The organism is Paraperlucidibaca wandonensis (assembly GCF_042677145.1).
GTDB lineage: Bacteria > Pseudomonadota > Gammaproteobacteria > Pseudomonadales > Moraxellaceae > Perlucidibaca > Perlucidibaca wandonensis.
In genome coordinates this window covers 337,856-361,427 of the sequence record NZ_JBHTIT010000001.1, presented here as the reverse complement: position 1 = coordinate 361,427, position 23,572 = coordinate 337,856, and the positions used below count along the sequence as shown (strand labels likewise).

The 23,572-nt window shown below is 55.0% G+C and carries 20 protein-coding genes; 18 read left to right on the top strand and 2 right to left on the bottom strand.

The annotated features are described in order from the left end of the window. Positions 1–28 precede the first annotated feature (28 nt). From ccoN to ACFQ0F_RS01550, 18 genes are all read left to right on the top strand, one after another. Positions 29–1,414, top strand: coding sequence for a cytochrome-c oxidase, cbb3-type subunit I (gene ccoN, locus ACFQ0F_RS01635; protein ID WP_379072061.1), 1,386 nt, complete (start codon positions 29–31; stop codon positions 1,412–1,414). 11 nt (positions 1,415–1,425) lie between these two features. Then, complete coding sequence (ccoO, locus tag ACFQ0F_RS01630) at positions 1,426–2,049, top strand: cytochrome-c oxidase, cbb3-type subunit II (protein WP_340676352.1); 624 nt, start codon at positions 1,426–1,428, stop codon at positions 2,047–2,049. A gap of 2 nt (positions 2,050–2,051) precedes the next feature. Then, positions 2,052–2,237, top strand: a complete 186-nt coding sequence (locus tag ACFQ0F_RS01625; RefSeq protein WP_340676351.1) for a cbb3-type cytochrome oxidase subunit 3 — start codon at positions 2,052–2,054, stop codon at positions 2,235–2,237. Further along, a complete protein-coding gene (gene ccoP, locus ACFQ0F_RS01620) occupies positions 2,234–3,118 on the top strand; it encodes a cytochrome-c oxidase, cbb3-type subunit III (protein WP_379068387.1) in 885 nt (294 codons plus the stop codon). The genes ACFQ0F_RS01625 and ccoP overlap by 4 nt, the downstream gene beginning before the upstream one ends. A 102-nt stretch (positions 3,119–3,220) precedes the next feature. Continuing rightward, positions 3,221–4,657 carry a cytochrome c oxidase accessory protein CcoG gene (gene ccoG, locus ACFQ0F_RS01615; RefSeq protein WP_379068384.1) on the top strand — a complete coding sequence of 479 codons (1,437 nt, stop codon included), beginning with the start codon at positions 3,221–3,223 and terminating at the stop codon, positions 4,655–4,657. Between the two features lie 16 nt (positions 4,658–4,673). Next, entirely contained in the window at positions 4,674–5,171 is a 498-nt protein-coding gene (locus ACFQ0F_RS01610; protein WP_379068381.1) for a FixH family protein, read from the top strand. A gap of 21 nt (positions 5,172–5,192) precedes the next feature. Then, positions 5,193–7,601, top strand: a complete 2,409-nt coding sequence (locus ACFQ0F_RS01605; protein WP_379068378.1) for a heavy metal translocating P-type ATPase — start codon at positions 5,193–5,195, stop codon at positions 7,599–7,601. A 9-nt stretch (positions 7,602–7,610) separates the two neighbouring features. Then, positions 7,611–7,841, top strand: a complete 231-nt coding sequence (ccoS, locus tag ACFQ0F_RS01600; protein WP_340676346.1) for a cbb3-type cytochrome oxidase assembly protein CcoS — start codon at positions 7,611–7,613, stop codon at positions 7,839–7,841. Then, positions 7,834–8,610: a sulfite exporter TauE/SafE family protein gene (locus ACFQ0F_RS01595; protein WP_379068374.1), complete on the top strand. Its 777-nt coding sequence runs from the start codon at positions 7,834–7,836 to the stop codon at positions 8,608–8,610. The genes ccoS and ACFQ0F_RS01595 overlap by 8 nt, the downstream gene beginning before the upstream one ends. Before the next feature lie 27 nt (positions 8,611–8,637). Next, positions 8,638–9,576 carry an alpha/beta fold hydrolase gene (locus ACFQ0F_RS01590; RefSeq protein ID WP_379068371.1) on the top strand — a complete coding sequence of 313 codons (939 nt, stop codon included), beginning with the start codon at positions 8,638–8,640 and terminating at the stop codon, positions 9,574–9,576. Between the two features lie 11 nt (positions 9,577–9,587). Continuing rightward, positions 9,588–10,136 carry a DNA-deoxyinosine glycosylase gene (locus ACFQ0F_RS01585; protein ID WP_379068368.1) on the top strand — a complete coding sequence of 183 codons (549 nt, stop codon included), beginning with the start codon at positions 9,588–9,590 and terminating at the stop codon, positions 10,134–10,136. An 82-nt stretch (positions 10,137–10,218) separates the two neighbouring features. After that, the gene (sodC, locus tag ACFQ0F_RS01580; protein ID WP_379068365.1) at positions 10,219–10,764 is read left to right on the top strand and encodes a superoxide dismutase [Cu-Zn] SodC; all 546 of its coding nucleotides are present in this window, start codon (positions 10,219–10,221) and stop codon (positions 10,762–10,764) included. A 6-nt stretch (positions 10,765–10,770) separates the two neighbouring features. Then, positions 10,771–11,991, top strand: a complete 1,221-nt coding sequence (locus ACFQ0F_RS01575; protein ID WP_379068362.1) for an acetate/propionate family kinase — start codon at positions 10,771–10,773, stop codon at positions 11,989–11,991. A gap of 15 nt (positions 11,992–12,006) precedes the next feature. Continuing rightward, positions 12,007–14,085 (top strand): phosphate acetyltransferase, encoded by a 2,079-nt coding sequence (gene pta, locus ACFQ0F_RS01570; protein ID WP_379068359.1) that lies wholly within the window; start codon positions 12,007–12,009, stop codon positions 14,083–14,085. 117 nt (positions 14,086–14,202) lie between these two features. Continuing rightward, positions 14,203–15,798, top strand: a complete 1,596-nt coding sequence (locus tag ACFQ0F_RS01565; protein ID WP_379068356.1) for an AbgT family transporter — start codon at positions 14,203–14,205, stop codon at positions 15,796–15,798. 57 nt (positions 15,799–15,855) lie between these two features. Beyond that, a complete protein-coding gene (locus ACFQ0F_RS01560) occupies positions 15,856–17,271 on the top strand; it encodes a sodium/proline symporter (RefSeq protein WP_379068353.1) in 1,416 nt (471 codons plus the stop codon). A gap of 89 nt (positions 17,272–17,360) precedes the next feature. Continuing rightward, positions 17,361–18,338 carry an NAD(P)H-quinone oxidoreductase gene (locus ACFQ0F_RS01555; RefSeq protein WP_379068350.1) on the top strand — a complete coding sequence of 326 codons (978 nt, stop codon included), beginning with the start codon at positions 17,361–17,363 and terminating at the stop codon, positions 18,336–18,338. Positions 18,339–18,455: 117 nt separating this feature from the next. Then, positions 18,456–19,217 (top strand): COG4705 family protein, encoded by a 762-nt coding sequence (locus ACFQ0F_RS01550; RefSeq protein WP_379068347.1) that lies wholly within the window; start codon positions 18,456–18,458, stop codon positions 19,215–19,217. A 48-nt stretch (positions 19,218–19,265) separates the two neighbouring features. Here the strand turns inward: ACFQ0F_RS01550 and ACFQ0F_RS01545 are convergent, their stop codons facing one another. Continuing rightward, on the bottom strand, positions 19,266–22,319 hold the full coding sequence (locus ACFQ0F_RS01545; protein ID WP_379068344.1) for an efflux RND transporter permease subunit: 3,054 nt from the start codon (positions 22,317–22,319) through the stop codon (positions 19,266–19,268). Further along, complete coding sequence (locus ACFQ0F_RS01540; protein ID WP_379068341.1) at positions 22,316–23,485, bottom strand: efflux RND transporter periplasmic adaptor subunit; 1,170 nt, start codon at positions 23,483–23,485, stop codon at positions 22,316–22,318. The genes ACFQ0F_RS01545 and ACFQ0F_RS01540 overlap by 4 nt, the downstream gene beginning before the upstream one ends. Positions 23,486–23,572: the final 87 nt, after the last annotated feature.

Sequence of the window (23,572 nt, the reverse complement as noted above, 5' to 3'; positions counted from 1 at the left end):
ACAGACAGTCGCCCATCCGCAATACCATATGAAGGTAGTTAGGCAGCTCGCCATCATGACTATTTTCTGGGGCATTATTGGTATGAGTGTTGGGGTGATCATCGCCTCACAACTCGCTTGGCCGGCTTTAAACTTCGATACCGCTTGGTTCTCATTCGGTCGCCTACGCCCATTGCACACCAACTTGGTGATCTTTGCTTTTGGTGGCACGGCATTGATGGCAACGTCATTGTACGTAGTACAGCGCACCTGTATGGCGCCGCTATATTTGCCGCGACTCGCAAGCTTTGTCATGTGGGGCTGGCAGCTCGTCATCATTTTGATATTCATCACGCTACCCATGGGCCTGACCTCAACGAAGGAGTATGCCGAGGCTGAATGGCCTATCGACATTCTCATTACGGTGGTCTGGATTGCCTATGCCGTGGTGTTCTTCGGCACCATCGTGAAGCGCCAAACCTCGCACATCTATGTGGCTAACTGGTTCTATGGTGCTTTTATTATCACCATCGCATTACTACACGTCGTTAACTCGATGGCAATCCCTATCTCAGCCTTCAAGTCATACTCCATGTATGGCGGTGCGATGGATGCGATGATTCAGTGGTGGTACGGCCATAACGCCGTAGGCTTCCTGCTCACCGCAGGCTTCCTGGGCATGATGTACTACTTCGTACCCGTGCAAGCTGGCCGTCCGGTGTACTCCTATCGCCTATCGATCGTTCACTTCTGGGCTTTGATTTCAGTCTATATGTGGGTCGGCGCGCACCATTTGCACTACTCAGCATTGCCTGACTGGACGCAATCACTGGGTATGGCGTTCTCGATCATCCTTATCGCACCAAGCTGGGGCGGCATGCTCAACGGCGTGCTCACGCTCTCTGGTGCATGGGATAAATTACGCTCCGACCCCATCATTCGCTTCCTAGTTGTTGCCTTGTCGTTCTACGCCATGGCCACCTTCGAAGGCCCAATGATGTCGATCAAAACCGTGAACTCGCTGTCACATAACACCGACTGGACCATTGGCCACGTGCACTCTGGCGCTTTGGGTTGGGTGGCGATGATCACCATCGGCTCACTCTATGTGCTGATTCCACGCCTGTTTGATCGCAAAGCGATGTACTCCATCCCGCTGATCAACTTGCACTTCTGGCTCGCAACCATTGGTACTGTGTTCTACATCGTTTCCATGTGGATCTCCGGCATCACACAAGGTCTGATGTGGCGTGCAGTTAACGCTGACGGCACGCTGACCTACAGCTTTATCGAAAGCGTAGTGGCCAGCCACCCGATGTATGTTGGCCGTTTAATCGGTGGCCTGCTCTTCCTCACCGGCATGCTGATCATGGCCTACAACGTTGCCATGACCATCTATAACGATTCGCCAAAAGATCAACCGGCCGCGGCGTAAGGAGTACGATCATGGCATCTTCAAAACATGAGTTAGTTGAAACAAACGTAGGCTTGCTGATTTTCTTTATTGTTATTGCCATTAGCTTCGCCACCTTGGTGGAGCTAGTTCCGCAGTTCTTTCAAAAAGAAACCACGCAGCCGGTTAGCAGCCAAGTGCCACTAAGCCCATTGGCGATGGAAGGCCGCGATGTTTATATCCGCGAAGGCTGCCACGTTTGCCATACCCAGATGGTGCGCCCTTTACGTGCAGAAACAGCACGTTATGGCCACTACTCGGTCGCTGGTGAGTCGGTTTGGGAACATCCCTTCCTGTGGGGTTCCAAGCGCACCGGTCCAGACTTGGCTCGCGTTGGCGGCCGTTATTCTGACGAATGGCACCGTGCTCACTTAAACAATCCACGCGATGTAGTGCCTGAGTCCATCATGCCCTCGTACCCATGGCTTGAAACCACTCAGCTCGATGGCAAGATGACCGCGAAAAAACTGGAAACATTCCGTGGTTTTGGCGTGCCTTACACCGATGAAGACATTGCTGGCGCCGCTGATGCTGTTCAAGGCCATAGCGAGCTAGATGCTGTTGTGGTGTATTTGCAGCAGCTCGGTCACGCCTTCAAAGATCGGGGGATTCGCTAATCATGGATAAAGGCACTCTGCATGGCATTGCCACTATATTGGCGATGATCGCGTTCCTCTCTATTTGCTGGTGGGCATTTAAACCGTCCAACCGCAAACGCTTTGAGGCTGATGGACAACTGGCTATCGATACCGATCCGATTCACGGTATCGATGCCAAGCAGACCCCGAAAGGAGATAAAAAATGAGTGACTTTTGGAGTGGTTACATCATCGTTCTGTCGCTAGCAAACATCATTGGTGTGAGCTGGTTGCTCCTATGGACCCGCAAAATGGATCTGTCGGACTTGGCAGAAGATGGCACAACAGGTCATGAGTACGACGGCATTAAGGAATACAACAACCCGCTACCACGCTGGTGGTTGATTTCATTTTGGCTGTCGATTGCCTTCTCCTTGGGCTATCTCGCGCTTTACCCCGGCCTTGGCAAGTTTCCAGGCCTCTTGGGCTGGACATCGCATGGTGAACACAGCCAAGACCAAGCCAACTACGACACCGAGTTTGGCCCACTGTACAAATCATTTGCCGCCACTCCGATTCCTGAGTTGGCCAAAGATGATCGTGCCATGCGCATTGCCGGCCGTATTTTCGCCAACAACTGCGCGCTCTGCCATGGCTCTAACGCCCGCGGCGGCCAAGGCTATCCCAACCTGACCGACAACGATTGGTTGTACGGCGGCGAGCCCGAGAAGTTAGTTGAGACATTGACACACGGCCGCCAAGGCGTGATGCCAGCATGGAAAGACGCCATGGGCGAACAAGGCGTGAAAGAAGTGGTTGCCTATGCCTTGTCACTGTCTGGACGTAATGTTGACAACGAACTAGCCAAAGCCGGCGAACCGCGCTTTGCTGTCTGTGCCGGTTGTCACGGTGCTGACGGTCGCGGCAACCAAGCCATTGGCGCACCTAACCTAACCGATACTATTTGGTTATACGGTGGTGCTGAGCGTCATGTGCTCGATACAGTGTATTACGGTCGCAAAAACCGTATGCCTAACTTCGATAAAACACTAGGTCCAGACCGTGTGCACTTGATGGCTGCCTACGTTTATTCACTAAGCCACAAATAGACTAGTTGTTGTGAGATCGGTGAGCTGCGGCAATATGTCGCAGCTCATCAGCAGCACCCCCGCGTATAATCTACGCCCCGCTGACCTTAGGACACCGGTGCCATGAGTAATCAGATTCCCACTCGCGACTTATCTCCAGACCCCGTGCGTGTGGTGCAACCGAAATCAGCAGACCTCTACGCCAAGCGTGAAAAAATTCATGCCCGCGCCATCACTGGTTTATTTCAAAATATTCGTCTCGTTACTCTCTATCTCACCATGGCTGTTTTCTTTCTGCTGCCATGGATTGACTGGGAAGGCCGCCAAGCGGTGCTATTCGATCTCTCCAATCGACATTTTTATATTTTCTGGTGGACCTTTTTGCCGGAGGATTTCTTCTTCCTATCTTGGCTATTCATCATTGCCGCCTTCGCACTTTTTGCTGTAACCGTGCTCGCTGGGCGCGTCTGGTGTGGCTATGCCTGCCCGCAAACGGTATGGACAAAGGTGTTTATGTGGATCGAGGAAGTCGCTGAGGGCAACCGTAACGCCCGCTTGCGCCTCGATAAAGCGCCGATGAGCTTGCGTAAATTCATCAAACGGATAATCAAACACTCAGGTTGGGCTGTCGTCTCTATCGGCACCGGCATTGCCTTTATTGGCTATTTCACGCCCATGCGCGATCTCTGGGAGCAATTCACCACGCTCAGCATGGATCCATGGATGTTGTTTTGGATGCTGTTTTTTGCCGGCGCAACCTATCTAAACGCTGGCTGGATGCGCGAGCAAGTCTGCCTGCACATCTGCCCTTACGGCCGTTTCCAAAGCGTCATGTTTGATCGTGACACCCTGATTATTTCCTATGATAACTATCGCGGCGACCCGCGCGGCTCACGTGGCCGCCATCAAAGCAGTGAAGAGGTTAGCTTAGGCGACTGCATCGATTGCAAACTCTGCGTACAGGTCTGCCCTACTGGCATCGATATTCGCGACGGCCTGCAATTCGAATGCATCCAATGCGCAGCCTGTATTGATGCCTGCGACAGTGTCATGGATCAGATGGGTTATGCCCGTGGCTTGGTGAAATACACCACAGAGAATCTGTTAGAAAATACCGGCGATGGTAAATACCATTTCCTACGCCCGAGCTTAATCATCTACAGCTTGGCGCTGACCGTGATGATCTCGGCACTGCTCTTTGCCCTCTTCATGCGCACCCCGCTATCCATCGAGGCCATGCGTGATCGTGGCGCACTCTTTACTGAAAGCTACGATGGCGTAATCGAAAACAGCTACACGCTAAAAGTGCAGAACAAGTCGCAAAAAGACTATCAGTACCGTATTGAAGTTCGCTGTGACTCCATCCCCGTCACCATGGAAGGCGGCACAAAGTACATGACCTTGCAGGCCGGCGAACTCGCCACGGTGCCATTAACCGTAACGCTGCAAGATACCGACATGAAGGGTCGCAGTGCCGATATTGAGTTTGTGGTTACTCGTATCGATGATGAGTCCATACAGGATTCGACCGAAAGCACCTTTATGATGCCACGCCGCTAAACAGAGGATAAGTTGCATGAGTACGACCGCACAACGCCCGTGGTACCGCCAATTTTGGGTCTGGTTCATCATTGTTTTGCCATTTATCTCTATCATGGGCTCGCTGTACTTTGTCTACACAGCGGTAGTGAATCGAGACGATGTGGTGTCTGGCGACTGGTATCAAGACGGCAAGTCCATCAATGAGGACTTCGCGCGTGTAGACGTCGCGCGCGAGCTCAATATGCATGCAAATATCATCCTCGATGATATTTCTGGCGAGGTCTTGGTCAGCATGCAGGGCAACAAGGATGTGCAGTGGCCTGCTAGCCTGAAGCTGAATTTGTATCATGTGACGCAAAAAGTGCGTGATCAAACACTGAATCTGACGGCGGTATCGCCAGGCGAATATCGTGGCCAACTTGCTAAGGCACCAGTCGGGTTTTACACGCTTGATCTCAGCACCAGCGATTGGCATATGAGCAAAGACATCAATCTGCCCGCTGACGGCAATATTGATCTATCAGCGCAATAGATCGTTGATTACTCACTCATTGTGACCCTCTCCTGTTATCACTGCGGCCTGCCTAATCCCGAGCGCATTGGCCCATTTCAGGCGATTGTGCTTGGCGAAACGCGAGCATTTTGCTGCCCCGGCTGTTTGGCTGTGGCGGAGAGCATCGAAAGTAGCGGCCTCAGTGATTATTATCTCAGTCGTGATAGCCAGCCCGGCGCGGCCTTTGCTGCCGCACCGGCAGAACTCTTGGCGCGTTTCGATCATGCCGCCGTGCAGCGCGAATTTGTTAGCCACCAAGGTGAGCTTACGATTGCCGAGCTGAGCATCGAAAACTTGAGTTGCGCGGCCTGCGCATGGCTTATCGAGCGGCGCTTATTGCAGTCCGCTGGCATTGTTGAGGCCAGCGTTAACTTCAGCAATCATCGACTGCGCGTGCGTTGGCACGACGACACCATTCAGCTAAGTCAGGTATTGGCTGAGCTTGAGCATATTGGCTATAAGGCCCGCCCATTCCAACGCGACACGCATGCCGCCGCACTGAAACAGCAGGCGCGCACTCAACTCTTTCGCGTCGCCCTCGCCGGCCTCGGCACCATGCAGGCGATGATGCTTGGCATTGGCCTGTACTTGGGCGCATTTCAGGGCATCGACACCGAATATCGCGACTACATGCGCTATATCTCAGGCCTAGTCACCATTCCTGTGTTTGCTTGGGCTGGTTGGCCGTTTTATCGCTCAGCATGGTTGGCATTGAAAGCGCGGCATTTGACCATGGATGTGCCGGTGTCGATCGCGCTCATTGGTGCATTTTTCGCGAGCTGGTACGCCACAGTCATCGGTCAAGGTGAGACTTATTTTGACTCGGTTTGTATGTTTATTTTCTTCTTACAAACTAGCCGATTTGTCGAGCTAAAAGCCCGCCAGCGCGCCGGCGAACGCGCGGCTGACTTGCTCACCATCAACCCGCGCTTGGTCAAGCGTTGGCACAGCGGACAATGGCACTCGACGCCCAGTGATGAGCTTGTAGCCGGCGAGCGCATTCTCATCGATGCCGGTGATACGGTGCCGGTGGATGCGCAGCTTGAGCAAGACATGGGCTATGTCAGCGAGGCCATGCTCACGGGCGAGCCGATGGCATTGCGCAAGCGTCAAGGCGAGATAATTTTAGCCGGCAGCATTGCTGGCGAGCAGGCTTTGATCGCAACCGTGGTGCGCAGCGGTAATGACTCTGTGTTGGCGACTTTGCATCAGCTGATGTCGCGCGCGCTTGCAGAAAAACCGGCAATTGCCCAACGCGCCGATAGCCTTGCCCATTGGTTCGTCGCTCGCGTACTGGTTTTAGCCGTCTTTGTTTATATTGGCTGGCAGTTTGTTGACCCATCACAAGCCTTCTGGGCAACGCTCGCGGTGCTGGTGGCAACCTGCCCCTGCGCACTCTCATTGGCAACGCCAACGGCCTTAACCGTCGCCACGCAGCGTTTAGCCGAGCTTGGCTTTTTGGTTACGCGTGGTCATGTGCTAAGCACGTTGCCTGAAGCCACGCACATCGTATTTGATAAAACTGGCACGCTAACCGTTGGCGCACTGCAAGTTAGCGCCTGTGATTTAGTCGAGCCCAGTCTGCCACTTGAGCAAGCCTTGAGCTTTGTTGCGGCAATGGAGACTGGCGCAAGCCATCCAATAGCTCGTGCTTTATGCCGCTATGTTGCCGGGCAAGACATTGCGCTAATGACACTGAGCGGCAAAGCCGAAGCGCATGCTGGCCTCGGCATGTCAGTACTGCATGATGGCGCTTGTTATCGCATAGGCCACGCAGCTTTTGCCTTGGCTAAAGCACCACAACAAGCCGACGACACACTGGTGGTTTGGCTGAGCAAAGATCATCAGCCGCTGCTGCGCATTGCCTTAAGCGACCAGCTGCGCCCGGAAGCGGCTGAAGTCATTGCCAATTGCCGCGCTCAGGGTTTAATCACGGTTTTATTATCGGGCGATGCCTCGGCGCTGCCGGCAAGCATCGGCGAAGAACTGGGCATAGACATTGTTCATGGCCAGCAAAGCCCTGAGCAAAAACAAGCGCGCATTGCCGCTTGGCAGGCCGAAGGTGCAATCGTCGTAATGGTTGGCGACGGCATTAATGATGCCGCTAGTCTCGCGCAAGCGCATTGTGGCGTGGCCATGGGCTCAGGCACAGACTGGGCACAAACCAGTGCCGATGCCGTGCTCTTGGGCGACCGACTGGCGGCATTAACGCCCGCTTTCGCTCTCGCCCAGCGCACAGCGCTTACCGTGAAACAAAATATGCGCTGGGCTGTGACCTATAACTTGGCCATCTTGCCGCCTGCCGCCTTAGGTTTTGTGCCGCCGTGGGCTGCCGCCTTAGGCATGTCGCTAAGCTCATTGGTTGTGGTGTTTAATGCGCTGCGCTTACGCCGCGCCAAGCTTCACTAAAGGGTTTTTATGGAAGTTATTTATCTGTTGGTGCCACTGAGTTTGGCCTTTATCAGCATCGGTATTTATGTGTTTTTCTGGGCCATAAAAAGCGAGCAATTCGATGATATGGAAGGCCCAGCGCATCGCATTTTGATGGATGACCAAAGTCAGCGCCGCCGCGACTTAGCCGCGCAAGAGCAACGCCATGCGGAGCGTGCAGCTCAGGCTGCGAAAGCCAAGGACACTGGCAATGACTGACTTTGCTTGGCTGTTTACAGCGGCCACCATGGGTCTGCTCGGCGGCACGCATTGCGTCGGCATGTGTGGCGGCTTAAGTGGCGCCTTCACCTTTGCCCTACCTGCCGATCAGCGCCAAGGCTGGCGTCTTCTGCTCTGGCAACTGGTGTTCAATAGCGGCCGCTTACTGACTTACACCTTGCTCGGTTTAACTGCCGGCTATTTGCTCGCCGATCTGCAAAACCTTGGCCCTGCCAAGCAAATCATCCGCATCATTGCTGGCGTTTTTATGATTTTGATGGGCGCCTATATGGCCGGCTGGTTTTTGGCCTTGGCGCAAATCGAACGTTTAGGCGGGCCGCTGTGGAAAGCTTTAGCACCAATACGCCAACGCATGTTTCCAGTGCGCCATCCTGGCCACGCCATCGCTGCCGGTATGATTTGGGGCCTACTACCCTGCGGCCTCGTCTATAGCGCGATGACATTGGCCATTACCCGTGCCGATCCGGGCCAGTCAGCGCTAGTGATGTTGGCCTTTGGTCTGGGCACGCTGCCCACACTGCTGCTGACTGGCACTGCCGCCGGCCAAATCAAACGCGTATTGCAGCGACCTGGCACACGTAAAACCGCTGGCCTGTTGATTATTCTCTTCGGTCTGTGGACACTGCTCGGCACGCAGATGCACAGCAGCCATCAGCACGGTGGTCATGCGGCGGGAGCTGTGGATCACGAGATGCCAGCAATGGATCATGATATGTCGGGCATGGATCACGACATGCCTCATCACTAACAAGAAATCAGCAACGAGAAATCAGCCATGATTCTAAAATCGCTACGCCTAAGCTCACTACTATTTGGCCTAATGGCCTTCGCTAACCCCGCCCAAGCCGCCATCGGCGATTGGGTACAAGAAACCGCGCTCGGCCTAGAGCAGCATATGGCAAGCCTCGAACGCAGCAGTTATCGCGTCGATAACCATGACATCGTTGTCTTTAGCCGTCACATCGACAGCCCAGCACCGTGCATCGTGATGATTCACGGCTTCACAGCACGCGCCGCACATTGGTTCCGCATGGCAAAATCGCTGCCTAAAGATCGCTGCATCATTGCCATGGACCTGCCCGGCTTTGGCCAATCCAGCTTTCTGCCCACGGCGGCTTATGACCCTGCCACACAGGCCGATCGCGTTAGCGATTTGATCAAGGCCATGGCGCCGAAAAACCCGCAAGTCGACCTTATCGGCAACTCCATGGGCGGCGAAATTTCGGCGCAATTTGCGCTGCGCCATCCTGAGCAAACACATAGCCTTGCGCTGATGAATGCTGCTGGTGTTAGCAGCCCAACCTTAAGCACGCTGCGCAAGCAAATTGCGGCCGGTAAAAATGGCTTTTTCGCCACCACGGTTGATGGCTGGAAGCGCTTCTACGACATCACCATGATTGAGCCGCCCTTTGTGCCAGGTTTTGTCCTCGATGCTGTGGCCGCAGAAGCTATCGCTCGTGTGCCGCGCCATGAGTATATTTTTAAACAGCTAGGCGGCGTGATGGACACTGAATTGGGCAATATTCACACGCCAACGCTGATCATCTGGGGTGATCAAGACCAGCTGCTAGACGTGAGCATGGTCAGTGTTTGGCAGCGCATTGCCGGCTCCAAAGCCTATGTTTATAAAGATATTGGTCATATGCCGCAGCTCGAACGCCCCAAGCAAAGCGCAGCGCTATATCAGCGCTTTTTAGCCGGCGAGCTGAACTAAGCACTGCGAGAATGTCCGATGCCGCGCATTGCATAGGCTTTGCCCCTATCGTCAATGCCGATACCCGGCTGCTGATTTTAGGCAGCATGCCGGGGGTCGCATCGCTAGCCGCTAGCGCGTACTACGCACACCCTCGCAATGGCTTTTGGCCTATCGCGGCAGAATATCTCGCCACAGAGCACGACCTAGCCGCACTTCCTGATGATTTCGATGAGCGTTACGCGCTACTTTTGCAAGCCAACTGCGGCCTTTGGGATGTGCTTGCAAAGGCGCAACGCAAAGGCAGCCTAGATGCAAGCATCCGCAACGATAGCTTACAGATAAACGATTTTAGCCACTTATTCGACGAATTTAGCCGCATATCGCATATAGCTCTTAATGGCCAAGCCGCCAGCAAATGGTTTCATCGCTTGGTGTGGCCAACACTCTCAGCAGCGCAACAGCAACGCCTGCATTGCCACACATTGCCATCGACCAGCCCGACTCATGCCGCCCTGTCATTGCCGCAAAAGTCCCAGCAATGGCAGGCTGTATTTCAGCTAGCTCTGCGGCAGGCTTGAGTCTATCGGCATTAACGCTTAGCTTTAGCCAGTCCAAAATAGCTAAAGCAATACTCACTAACGACTATAAGAGAGAAGACTTATGACGCTTACTCGCACCCTGATGGCCAGCGCGCTGATACTCACCTCAACAGCCACTTTCGCCGGCAAACCTGCAGATATCGTCGTTGAAATGCACCAAGTGACCGATGCCGGCATTGCCGATAGCGTCGGAAGCATCACGCTCAGCCACAACCGCTACGGCACGGTCATCACGCCAAACTTAAAAAACCTGACGCCCGGCCAACATGGCTTCCATATGCACACCAACCCAAGCTGCGAGGCCGCTGAAAAAGACAGCAAAATGGTGCCGGGTTTGGCAGCGGGCGGTCACTTCGACCCAAAGAACAGTGGCAAACACGGCTCGCCCTGGGGTGATGGCCATTTAGGCGACCTACCCGTGCTATTTGTTGACGCCGATGGCAGCTCGACAAATCCTGTGCTGGCGCCGCGACTCAAGCTAAATGACATGCGCGACCATTCCTTGATGATGCATGTCGGCGGAGATAATCATCACGACCATCCCACAGCGCTTGGTGGTGGCGGCGCGCGCATGGCCTGTGGTGTGGTTGGTGCAGCCGCGAAATAATCAAAAATGACCATCCCTTTCTCAGCTGCCGAAGCTCAAACCTCGGCAGTGCTGGTTATTAATGCTGGCAGTTCTTCGATTAAATTTGCCCTGATCTCTTGCGACTCACCACAACCCATTGTGCGTGGTGAGATTGAGCGTTTGGGCAGCGCCGAGGCCACGCTTAATTGGCGCATTGCTGAGGATAAGCAAGCCGAACAAATCTTGGCACAAGCCTCACATGAGCAAGGCTTTGCCGCCATTGTGGCCTGCCTAGCACCTTATCAATCCATGCTGAAAGCCATCGGCCATCGTGTGGTACATGGTGGTGAAGACTTGCAAAATGCCGCGCTTATCGATGCCGAATGCCTAGGCATACTCGAGGCTAATAGTGCCTTAGCGCCACTGCACAACCCCGCCAATATTGCCGGCATTGCAGCTGCCATGGCGGCTTGGCCAACATTGCCGCATGTCGCCGTCTGCGACACCGCATTTCACCAAACACTGCCGGAAATGGCCTATCGCTATGCCATCCCAGATGCGCTGTATCGTGACCATGGCGTGCGCCGCTATGGCTTTCATGGCACCAGCCATCGCTACGTGAGTGAGCGCGCTGCCGAAGCCGCTGGCCTGAGCTATCAAAACAGTAGCTGGTTGGTTGCGCACTTAGGCAATGGTGTCTCCACCTGCGCTGTGCACAATGGCGAAAGCGTCGACACCAGCATGGGACTTACGCCGCTAGAAGGCACCGTCATGGGCACGCGCAGCGGCGATGTTGACCCCAATTTGCATGGCCATTTGCAGCGTAGTTTGGGCTGGAGCTTGGAGCGTATCGACACCATGCTCAACCGCGAAAGTGGCTTGCTGGGCTTGTCTGGCCTGTCCAACGATATGCGCACCTTGCTAGAAGCACGAGCCAATGGCCACGATGGCGCGCGCTTAGCCATCGCCGTATTTTGCTATCGTTTGGCGAAATCGTTGGCCGCCATGCGCTGCGCCTTACCCGCGCTCGATGGCCTGATTTTCACCGGCGGCATCGGTGAACACGCGCCAGATATTCGCCGCGAAACCATGGCGCACTTAAGCTGGCTTGGCGCCACGCTAGATGACGAGCTTAACCAGCAAACTGTTGGCGGAAAATCAGGCCGCATAAGCTCTAGCACGAGCACGGCCATCTGGGTTATCCCCACTAATGAAGAGCGACAAATTGTGCTCGAAACCCTCGCCGTCTTGGCCGCTATCCACTAAATCAAAAGGACCGCCATGCACGCGTTTTTATTAGCTCCGACCAGCACCCGCGTTGGCCTCACGTCCACTAGCTTAGGCATGGTGCGTGCGCTTTCTCGCGCCGGTCTCAGCGTTGGCTTTTTCAAGGCCGTCGCACAGCACCACTACAACGATGTTGGCCCTGAGCGCTCCACTGGTTTGGTGAAGCTCACGCACAATATCGACTCGCCAGAACCTCTAGCTCTGAGTGATACCGAGCGCTACATCGCAGAGCACAATCTCGACGACCTGCTCGAAGCCTTATTAACGCGCTTTCATGTCGCGGCTGAAGGCCACGATGTGGTCATTATTGAAGGCATGGTGCCCACGCAGCAGTCGAGCTATGCCACGCAAGTAAATGTTGCGCTTGCCAATAGCCTCAACGCGGAAGCCATTATTGTTAGCGCGCCGCATGAAGAAAATGCTGAAGCCTTTGCCGACCGTATTGCGCTCAATGTTCAGCAATTTGGCGGCCCTGACCAAGCCTGCATTATTGGTGCCGTAGTCAACAAACTACCCAGTGCAGAGTATGCCAAAGCCTTACGTGCATCCTCGCCATTATTCGCTCGCGATGACTTCCATCTCATCGGCTGCATTCCTTGGGATGAGTCATTAAATACACCGCGCGTGGCCGATGTCATGGCGCTGATGCAGGCCAGCCCCATTTCCGTTGGCGATGCCGCTCGCCGTCGCGTGAAAAAAACCGTGCTCTGCGCACGCGCCATGCCCAATACCGTGCAGCTGCTGCAGCCCGGCGTGCTCATCGTCACTCCCGGCGATCGAGATGACATCATCGTGGCTAGCTGCTTGGCAGCAATGAATGGCGTACCGCTCGCCGGCCTCTTGCTCTGCACCGATTTTCAGCCCGATGAACGCGTATTCACACTCTGCCGCCCAGCCATCGATGCCGGCTTGCCAGTATTTACCGTGGCCTCCGGCTCCTACGATACCGCGCGCGCCTTAGCAAAGATAAACCCGGAAATCCCACTCGACGACGCCGAGCGTGCCGAGGCCATCACCGAATTTATGGCCGGCCATTTGGATCAAGATTGGCTGCAATCACGCTGCGGGCAAGCCCCGATTGTACGCATGACGCCGGCGGCATTTCGTTATCAATTAGTTAGTCGCGCCAAAGCCGCTAAAAAGCGCATTGTTTTGCCCGAAGGCGCTGAGCCGCGCACCGTGCAGGCCGCTGCCATATGCCAAGCTCGAGGCATTGCTGATTGTGTGTTACTAGCCAAACCTAGCGAAGTGCATGAGGTAGCCCGCAGCAACGGCATCACCTTGCCAGCTGAACTAACCATTATCGACCCCGATAACGTGCGCGAAAACTATGTTCAAGCCATGGTAAAGCTGCGTGCGCATAAAGGCCTAAATGCCCCGATGGCACTAGCACAACTCGAAGACACCGTTGTCCTCGGCACCATGATGCTCGCCGAAAACGAAGTCGATGGCCTAGTTTCTGGCGCAGTACACACCACTGCCAACACCATTCGCCCAGCGCTGCAGCTGATTAAAACTGCACCCGGCTATAAGCTCGTGTCATCGGTATTTTTCATGTTGCTGCCGCAGCAAGTCTTGGTCTATGGCGACTGCGCGGTGAACCCAGACCCTAATGCGCAAGAGCTAGCTGATATTGCGCTGCAAAGTGCGGCCTCGGCGGAAGCCTTTGGCATCCCCGCCCGCGTGGCGTTAATAAGCTACTCCACGGGCGACTCAGGCACTGGCGATGAAGTCGAAAAAGTCCGCGAAGCCACGCGCTTAGCCAAGCTCGCGCGTCCCGATCTCGCGCTCGATGGCCCGCTGCAATACGACGCAGCCGCCATCGCTAGTGTCGGCAAGCAAAAAGCCCCGAATAGCGCAGTTGCCGGCCATGCCACCGTGTTTGTTTTCCCTGACTTAAACACCGGCAACACCACCTATAAAGCCGTGCAGCGTAGCGCCAACTGCGTCAGTGTTGGCCCCATGCTGCAGGGCTTAAATAAACCGGTGAATGATTTGTCACGCGGCGCATTGGTCGATGACATTGTCTTTACCATCGCGCTAACGGCGATTCAGGCGGCGACAAAGGCTTAAAACTCAAGCTTAGCCAATGCCAAGATTGCACTGACTAAGCATAAAAAGCCGCACTCGGTTTGCGACGCTAGCCGCATTTGGGTAAGGTCGGGGCTAACAAAAATACAGCCCCGACCCATGCCCTCATCATTTTTAAATCGCACACTCGACCGTTTTGAGCGCCTCGGCAACCGACTACCGCACCCAACCTGGCTATTTGTTTGGCTGTGTTTTGGCGTCGCCGTGCTCTCTGCTATTGCCAGCGGTTTAGGCTGGCAAGCACCTTGGCCCGATGGCAGCCGCGTGGTCACCGCCGCCAACTTAATATCGCTCGATGGTCTGCGTTATGTGCTAGCCAGCAGCGTTACTAACTTCACTCAATTCGCGCCCGTCGGCAGCGTTATGATCGCCATGCTGGGCCTTGGCCTAGCCGAGCGCTCGGGACTGCTCGGCGGCATGCTCTCAGGTCTGGTGCGCCTCAGTGGCGGCCGCGGCTTGGCCTTTATCGTGGCCCTCGCCGGCGTCTTGTCTAGCCTTGCTGTCGATGCCGGCTATGTCGTGATCATTCCGCTCGCCGGCCTGCTGTTTGCGCGCGCTGGCTTGCCGCCATTAGCCGGTATTGCCTGCGCGTTTGCCGGTGTTTCAGCGGGCTTTTCCGCCAATATCGCGATCGGCCCAGTGGATGCCATTTTGGCCGGCATCACCACGGAGGCCGCACGCACCGTCTCGCCCGATGCCACCGTGGCGATTACCGCCAACTACTATTTTATTGCCGCCTCAACGCTGTTGGTGACGCTGGTGATTACCGCGATTAATGCCTGGATTGTTCAGCCGCGACTGCAAGCGGCAGAAGCGATGATGGCGCATGACGCGGTGAAGCATGCACCGGGCATGGCGCTAGATATTGCCGAGTCAGATAAAACCGCCGCCGAGCTTTCAAGCGCCGCCGCCCAGCTGCAAACACACACCGCCGATGAACATGACGACAGCACCTTGCATCGCGCCGGCAGCCTCGCCGCCCTGCTCTGGACGCTGCTCATCATTGCCGCCTGCGTATGTGCCGTGTGGCCCGCCGATGGCGCTTTACGCGGCCCCGATGGCAGCATTTCACGCTCACCGCTAGTACAAGGCATCGTCGTCGTCATTGCCTTTACCGCCGGTGTCGCCGGCATCCTCTACGCACGTTTTAGCGGCCGATGGTCGCGCGCCAGCGACTCTGTCGCCGCCATGGAAGACACCTTTAAAAGTCTCGCCAGCTATCTCGTGCTGATGTTTTTTGCCGCACAATTTGTCGCTTGGTTTAACTGGAGCCAGCTCGGCCAGCTACTCGCCATTGAAGGCGCGGCCACACTGCAACAAGCCGCCCTAGCACCCACTGCGCTTTTGCTACTGTTTGTCTTAGCCACCTTCACCATCAACCTATTCATTGGTTCCGCCTCAGCAAAGTGGGCCCTAATGGCACCTGTCTTTGTGCCCATGCTGCTGCTCGCCGGCATCCCCGCCGAATCCACGCTCGCGGCTTACCGCGTGGGCGATAGCGTCGGCAATATCATCACGCCATTGATGCCCTACTTCGCCATGGTCGTCGCCTTCGCGCAGCGCTATCAGCCTGCCGCCGGCGTTGGCACCTTGGTCGCTCTCATGCTGCCCTACTCACTGATTTTACTCGTGCTGTGGGGTGGATTTCTCGGACTATGGCTCAGCCTCGGCTGGCCACTGGGTCCTGTTTCATAACCACAACTGTGGTGTCTGAGCTTCGCTTGGGCGCTGTTATGGCCTACGAGGTGTTTCGTGATTTGGAGTTTCCTGCTGTTTCTTACCGGCTTTGCGCTGGTCGGCGTTAGTGCCGCGCGCAAAAGTCGTGGTACTGCCGACGATTACTACTTAGCCAGTCGTGATATATCGCCGGCACTCGCCGGTCTCTCGGCAGTCGCCACCAATAACAGCGGTTATATGTTCATTGGTGTCATCGGCTACACCTACGCCACCGGCTTTGCCGCCATCTGGCTGATGATAGGCTGGATCAGCGGCGACTACGTGGCCTCACGCTATGTCCACGCCCGCCTGCGCCGCCTCACCGAAGCCACAGGCGCCGTCAGCTTTGCCGACATCCTCAGCCATTGGAACGGCCAGCGCGATGTCTTGCTACAGCGCCTGCTCGCACTCATCTCACTGGTATTTTTATTGGCCTATGCCAGTGCGCAACTCGTTGCCGGCAGTAAGGCACTGCATGTTCTGTTTGATTGGCCAATGGCCACTGGTGCTTTCCTCGGTGCCGGCCTTGTGCTGCTTTACTGCTTGGCCGGCGGAATTCGCGCCTCCATGTGGACTGACGCCGCACAATCATTCGTGATGATCGGTGCCATGAGCCTGATGCTGATTGTTGCCACGCTTAACCTTGGCGGCCTAGAGGCTGTCTGGCAACAACTCCACAGCATCCCCGGCTATATGAATGCCTACCCGAAAGACCTCGCACTACCAGGTTTAGCCGGCGGCGTACTGTTTGCCGTGAGCTGGTTTTTTGCCGGCCTCTCGGTGATCGGCCAGCCGCATGTCATGGTGCGCTTTATGGCGCTAAATAACGGCGCGCATATGAATCGCGCACGACTGTGGTACTACCTCTGGTTTATCGCCTTCTACGCGATGGCTACCGGCGTTGGCTTGCTCTCGCGACTGTATCTGCCCGATACGGCCAACTTCGATGCCGAATTAGCCCTACCCACTATGGCGCTGGAGTTGCTGCATCCGGTCTTGGTCGGCCTAGTATTAGCAGGCGTTTTCGCCGCCACGCTCTCCACCGCCGACTCACTTATTTTAAGCTGCTCGGCCGCACTCACGCATGACCTTGTACCGGGCTCAAACAAGTTATCGCGGCTGAAGTGGGGCACCGTGATCATCACCGCCTTGGCGCTAATCTGGGCGCTGAGCAACACCCAAAGCGTGTTTAATTTGGTCATCATGGCGTGGTCTGGCTTGGCCAGCGCCTTAGCACCGCTGCTGATTTGCCGCGTGATGGGCGCGCAGCCGCCGCGCTGGGCACGCTTCGCCGCCGTCATTGTTGGCTTAAGTGTCGCCATTGCCTGGCGCTATTTGGGCTGGCAATCGGCGTTATACGAAGGCATGGCGGGCATGACTGCTGGTGGTGCATTATTGGCCTTCTCGCTAATCGTCACACGTCACAAGCGAGTAACGCCTAGCGAGCAGTGACATTGCCCTAGGCATTTTTCCACTCATTTAGTGAGTAATAACCGCTTATGTCTTCAAAAGCCGCGCCCTCACCAGTACTACCAGCTTCTATGCGCTTCGTTGATTGCACCGCCGTCGGCGACCCCGAGATCATGATCATCCGCCATGGCGCACTACCAACACTCGCTGCCGGCGAAGTCCTGATTAATGTGCATGCAGCCGGCGTTAATCGGCCCGATATTTTGCAGCGCCGCGGACTCTACCCTATGCCCGCTGGCGTCAATCCGGTGCTTGGCTTGGAAGTCGCTGGCGAGATTGTCGCCATCGCTCCCGATGTCAGCGGCTGGCAGCTCGGCGATCGCGTTTGTGCGCTGACTAATGGCGGCGGCTATGCCGACTACTGCGCCGTGCCATCGGGCCAATGCTTGCCGGTGCCCACCGGCTTATCCATGCAGCAGGCAGCAGCCATTCCAGAGACATTTTTCACGGTCTGGGCCAACCTTGTACAGCTCGGCCACGCCCGCGCCGGTGAGCGCGTGCTGATCCATGGCGGCAGCAGCGGTATTGGCACTACGGCGCTGCTACTCGGGCGCGAGCTAGGGCTGCGCTGCTTTGCCACCGCTGGCAGCAAGGAAAAATGTCAGCTAATTGAAGACTTAGGCGGAGTTGCAGTGAACTATCGCGAGCACGATTTTGCTGAAGCCATTGTACAGCTCAGCGATGGCGAAGGCGTCGATGTCATCCTCGATATTGTTGGCGCCAACTACCTAGAACAAAACCTGCGTCTGCTTGCCAACGACGGCCGCTTAGTGATTATCGGCATGATGGGCGGCATCAGCGCCACGCTAAATTTAATGCCGATTATGCTCAAGCGCTTGCAGATTACTGGCTCGACCTTGCGCGCCCGCAGCAGTGCGCAGAAAGCGGCCATTGCCGAACAACTACACGCGCGAGTCTGGCCGGCATTAGCCGCAGGGCGCTGCTTACCGGTGATCGATCAAGTCTTTGCCCTAGAGCACGTAGCCGCCGCCCATCGTCATTTAGAATCAGGCGATGGCATGGGCAAAGTTGTTCTAAGCTTAGTTTGATCGCGGCGCGTTACTTAAACATGAGCAAAACTTAATATAGCCGCAAGCTTGGGTTCAGGCGCTGCTGGCTATTGTGTGGGCTGGCACTGCTTTAGTGCTGAAAAAGGCACATAGCTCATGCAAGAAAATATGTCCGATACCTTGGTCAAGGTTCCGCAAGTCACACTGCTGTTTTGGATAATCAAAATCGCAGCCACAACGCTTGGCGAAACAGCTGGCGATGCCGCCTCGATGTCGCTAAATCTTGGTTATCTGCTCAGCACCGTGCTCTTCACTGGCTTGTTTTTGCTTGCGCTTAGGGCACAAATCAAAGCCATCGCTTTTCGCCCAATGCTGTACTGGACGACGATTATTGCCACCACGATTGTTGGCACCACACTTGCCGACTTTGCCGATAGATCATTAGGCATTGGCTATGCTGGTGGCACCTTGCTACTGCTAAGCCTTTTATTCGGCACCTTATTCAGCTGGCATCGCAGCCTAGGCTCAATATCCATCCATTCACTAAGCACGCCACGCGCTGAGTACTTTTACTGGGTCACGATATTATTTTCGCAAACCCTGGGCACGGCATTGGGCGATTGGACGGCAGACTCAGCGGGGCTTGGCTATCGCGGCGCGGCAGTGATATTTGGTCTTATGTTGCTGGTGGTTTTGGCCGCGTATTTATGGACTCATATTTCGCGCACCGCCCTGTTTTGGGCAGCATTTATTTTGACTCGGCCCTTAGGCGCAGTGGTTGGCGACTTTTTGGATAAACCATTGGCCGCCGGTGGCTTGGATCTGAGCCGATTCACCGCCTCGGCAGTGCTTATGGCTTTTATCGTGATGTGCTTGCTGCTCTTTCGGCAAAGGCCGGCAGAGCGAGCAAGTCATTAAACCTAAGCCTAGCAACCGCTTAGGCTTAGGTAAAAAATCAACGAGCAATTAAGCGCTGCGCTTCACCTTAAACCACGCCGCATAGAGCGCTGGCACAAACAGTAGCGTAAGGCCGGTGGCGACGACCAAGCCGCCCATGATAGAGATCGACATCGGCCCCCAAAACACACTACCCGACAGCGGCACCATGGCTAAAATAGCCGCTGCCGCCGTCAACACCACCGGCCGCGAACGGCGCACCGTAGCATCAACAATAGCTTGCCAAGGCTCATGACCTTGCTTGATATCCTGCTCAATTTGGTCGACCAGAATCACCGAGTTGCGCATGATCATACCTGCCAATGCGATGACGCCAAGCAGCGCAACAAAGCCAAATGGCACATTGAATATCAGCAGCGCGGGCACCACACCAATCAGCCCTAATGGCGCGGTCATAAACACCATAAACATCAGTGAAAAGCTCTGCAGCTGGAACATTAAAAACGCCAGCATGGCGATTAGCATGATCGGAAATACTGCCGATAACGCCTTGTTCGCCTTCAAACTTTCCTCAATCGCACCACCTTGCTGAATTTCATAACCCGGTGGCAAGCGATCAATGATCGGCTGCAAGGTCGGCATGATTTGCTGCGTGGCATATGGCGCTTGCACACCATCGGCTAAGTCACTGCGCACGGTGAGCTGCAAATGGCGATTTCGCCGCCACAGTACTGGCTCCTCAAACACCGGCTCAAGGCTGGCCACTTGGCTCAATGGCACTACGCCACCAGTGCGCGAAAACAGCGACAAATCACCGATGCTATCAATACGCGAGCGCTCCTCTGGCGTGCCACGAACCACAATATCGATAAGCTCTTCGCCACGACGAATTTGGCTCACCGGCGCACCGGATAGCGCGGTTTGCACGAGATCGGCAATATCGGCACTACTGACACCCAAAAGGCGTGCTTTATCTTGATCAATACGCAGCTTCATCGAGCGGACTTGATCGTTCCAATCTAGCTGTGTGTCGCGCACTAACTTACTTTCGCGCACGGCATCACGCACATCATAAGCAATCCGGCGCACTTCCATGGGGTCAGGCCCAACGATGCGAAATTGCACAGGGAAGCCCACTGGCGGACCAAACTCTAGACGCAGCACACGGCCGCGCAAATTTGGGAATACTTGGTCTTTATCAAACAAGGTCATTAAGCGAGTACGCACTGCTTCGCGCGCCTCCAAGCCATCGGTTTGAATAACAAACTGGGCATAGCCTGGGTTGGGTAGTTCTGGCGCCAGAGAGATATAGAAGCGCGGTGAGCCTTGACCAACATAGGCAGTGAAATACTCGATGTCTTTGTCTTTCGCCAAGATTTTTTCCAAACGCTCAACTTCATGCTGCGTGGCCTTAATTGAGGAGCCCTCTTTTAGGCGAAGCTCTACCAAAAGCTCTGGACGCGATGCGGTTGGGAAAAATTGCTGCTGTACTAGTTTCATGCCAAAAATAGACAACACAAAGAGGCTGGCTGTGGCGATCAGTACCACTTTCCGATGCTGCACACAGTAATCAACCCAGCGCCTTAGGTGCTTATAAACCGGTTTGTCATAGGGGTCGTGATGGGCTTTTTCGGCTAAATCTTTGGGCAGCATTAGTACGCCCAAATACGGCGTAAAAATCACTGCGACAAACCATGAAACGATCAGCGCTATGCCGACAATCCAGAAAATACCACCAGCGTATTCGCCCGATGTCGAGCGCGCAAAACCTACTGGCATAAAGCCTGCAATGGTCACCAAGGTACCGGTGAGCATGGGAAATGCTGTCGACGTATAAGCAAACGTGGCCGCGCGAACACGGTCCCAGCCCTGCTCCATTTTCACCACCATCATTTCCACTGCGATGATGGCGTCATCGACCAATAGACCGAGCGCAATAATTAGTGCGCCTAAGGTGATGCGATCTAAATGCCAACCAAAGGCATACATGATGACGGCGACAATGCCCAGAACTAGTGGCACCGAGGCGGCCACGACAATGCCAGTGCGCCAGCCGAGGAATAGAAACGACACTGCTAGCACGATGACCAGTGCTTCTAAAAAGGCCTTCTCAAATTCCCATACCGATTGCTCAGCGACTTGTGATTGGTCGGCGTACTGCTCGATCTCGATGCCCACGGGCAGATCGGCGCGAACTTTCTCCATCTCGGCAGCTAAGTCGCGGCCCAAGGTGAGGATATTGCCATCGGCCACCATGGTGACACCGATCGCTAAAACGGGATGGCCATTGTGGCGAATACGAAAATCTGAAGGATCCTCATAGCCGCTGTAGACCTTGGCAATATCGCCTAAGCGCAGCAAGTTACCACCGGCCTCAACACTGACGCCGGCCACATCGGCAGCTGAGTGCAAGCTGCCATCGATGCGAGCAAAAACACGGTCACTTTTGGTGTCGATAGAGCCTGCGGGGCGCACTTGGTTTTGCTGTGCAATGGCGGCAAAAACGGCCTGCGGCGCTAGCCCAAGTGAGGCTAAACGGCGCGTGGAAAGCTCAACATAGACTTTTTCATCTTGCTTGCCGAGGATATTAACTTTGTTGGTATTTGGCACCGTTTGCAGGCGGCGTTTGACCAGCTCAGCGAACTCCTGCAGCTCGGCCTGAGTAATGCCATCGCCGCGTAGTGCATACAGTGATGTGTAGACATCGGTGTATTCGTCGTTATAAAACGGCCCACGTACGCCGGCAGGAAACTCAGCGCTTATATCGCCAATTTTTTTGCGCGCCTGATACCACAGCTCTTTCAGCTCATCGCCTGAGTGTCGGCCATTGATGCTCAAGGTCATGCCGCCATAGCCTTGGCGCGAAAAGCTATGCACGAAGTTCAAATGAGGCAGCTCTTGCACGGCACGTTCCATGCGATTGAGCACTTCGTTTTGCAATTCTTCAGCACTGGCACCGGGCCAGGCAACCACGGCTGTCATCGCCGGTACGTTGAAGTTTGGATCTTCCAAACGACCTAGCTTAGTAAATGAAAAAATGCCCGCCAGCAGCGAGGAGATCATTAAAAATAAGACGATGGTGCGATGATTTACCGCCCATTCGGAAAGGTTGAAACCTTTCATGGACGCGCCCCAGCGGCTGCTGGCTGATTCAAGCCGGCGCCACTGCGCTCAACAGCACGAACCTGCATCTTGGCATCGAGCTTTTGCACGCCCGCAATGACCACTTTCGCACCATTCGGCACGCCTTTCACCGACACGGTGTCGTTGTTAAAACTCAACACATGCACCGCCTGCTTTTGCAAAGTCGGCGCTTTATCGCTAACTAGCCAAACTGAGACTTTATCGCGCGCTTTCACTAAAGCCGTCGCGGGCAAGATAACCGCCGTAGATGGCGCCTCAGCAGACTTCATCACGACCTGTGCGGTCATGCCCAAATGCAATGCTGCAAGCTGCTCTGGCGTGGCATTGTGTAACGAGAAACGCGCACGATAAGTGCGTAATGGTTGCGAGGCAGCTGGCGAAATTTCACGTAAACGCAGAGTGATACGCGGCGCATCCGAGCCCCAAATATCGGCCTCAGCTTCTTGCTTGGAGACAGTGGCCATCAAGCCTTCAGGGATGTCAGCGGCAATTTCCATTTCGCCCGGTTTAGCTATTGAGACCACCGGCGCGCCCTCGCCAATAACCTGCCCTGCCTCGGCACGAACGGCCGTCACCACGCCATCGTATGGAGCGACTAGACTGGAATAACGCAGGCGATTTCGCGATAAATCGGCTTGGCGTTGAGCTTGCTGATACTGCGCTTTAGCTGCTTCAGCGCGGGCAGTTTGACGCTCACTCTCTGCCACGCTAATAGCACCGGCCTTGACCAAGGTCACCATGCGTTTGGCATCGGCATTGGCTTGGTCATACTGTGTTTTAGCCACAAGTACCTGATCTTGCGCAGCAGCAGATGCGAGCTGATAGTCACTGCCATCGAGCTGCATCAGCACTTGGCCCTTGCGCACTGTTTGCCCAAGCTCAACTGAGCGTTTAGCAATACGTCCCGCGACTTGAAAGCCGAGATCGCTGGCATAACGCGCACTCACTACACCTGGCACACTACGTTCAGTGCTCATGGCATTGCCACTAGCCCCAACTGTCATCACCAATACTGGCCGTAGCTCAGCATCGACCTCTGCATCACTTGACGAGCAAGCACTCAACGTAAGCAGCGCGGATGCAAAAAAAATGGCGCTAGCGACATAGCATTGGCTAGAGGAATAACGTAGAAAACGTGCGTTCATGATGACAAGCTCAACAAAAGTGGCGGATGTTCTTTTAGTATTTATGCTGCAAACAGGACAGACTTTGACCATTAACTAGACCATGCC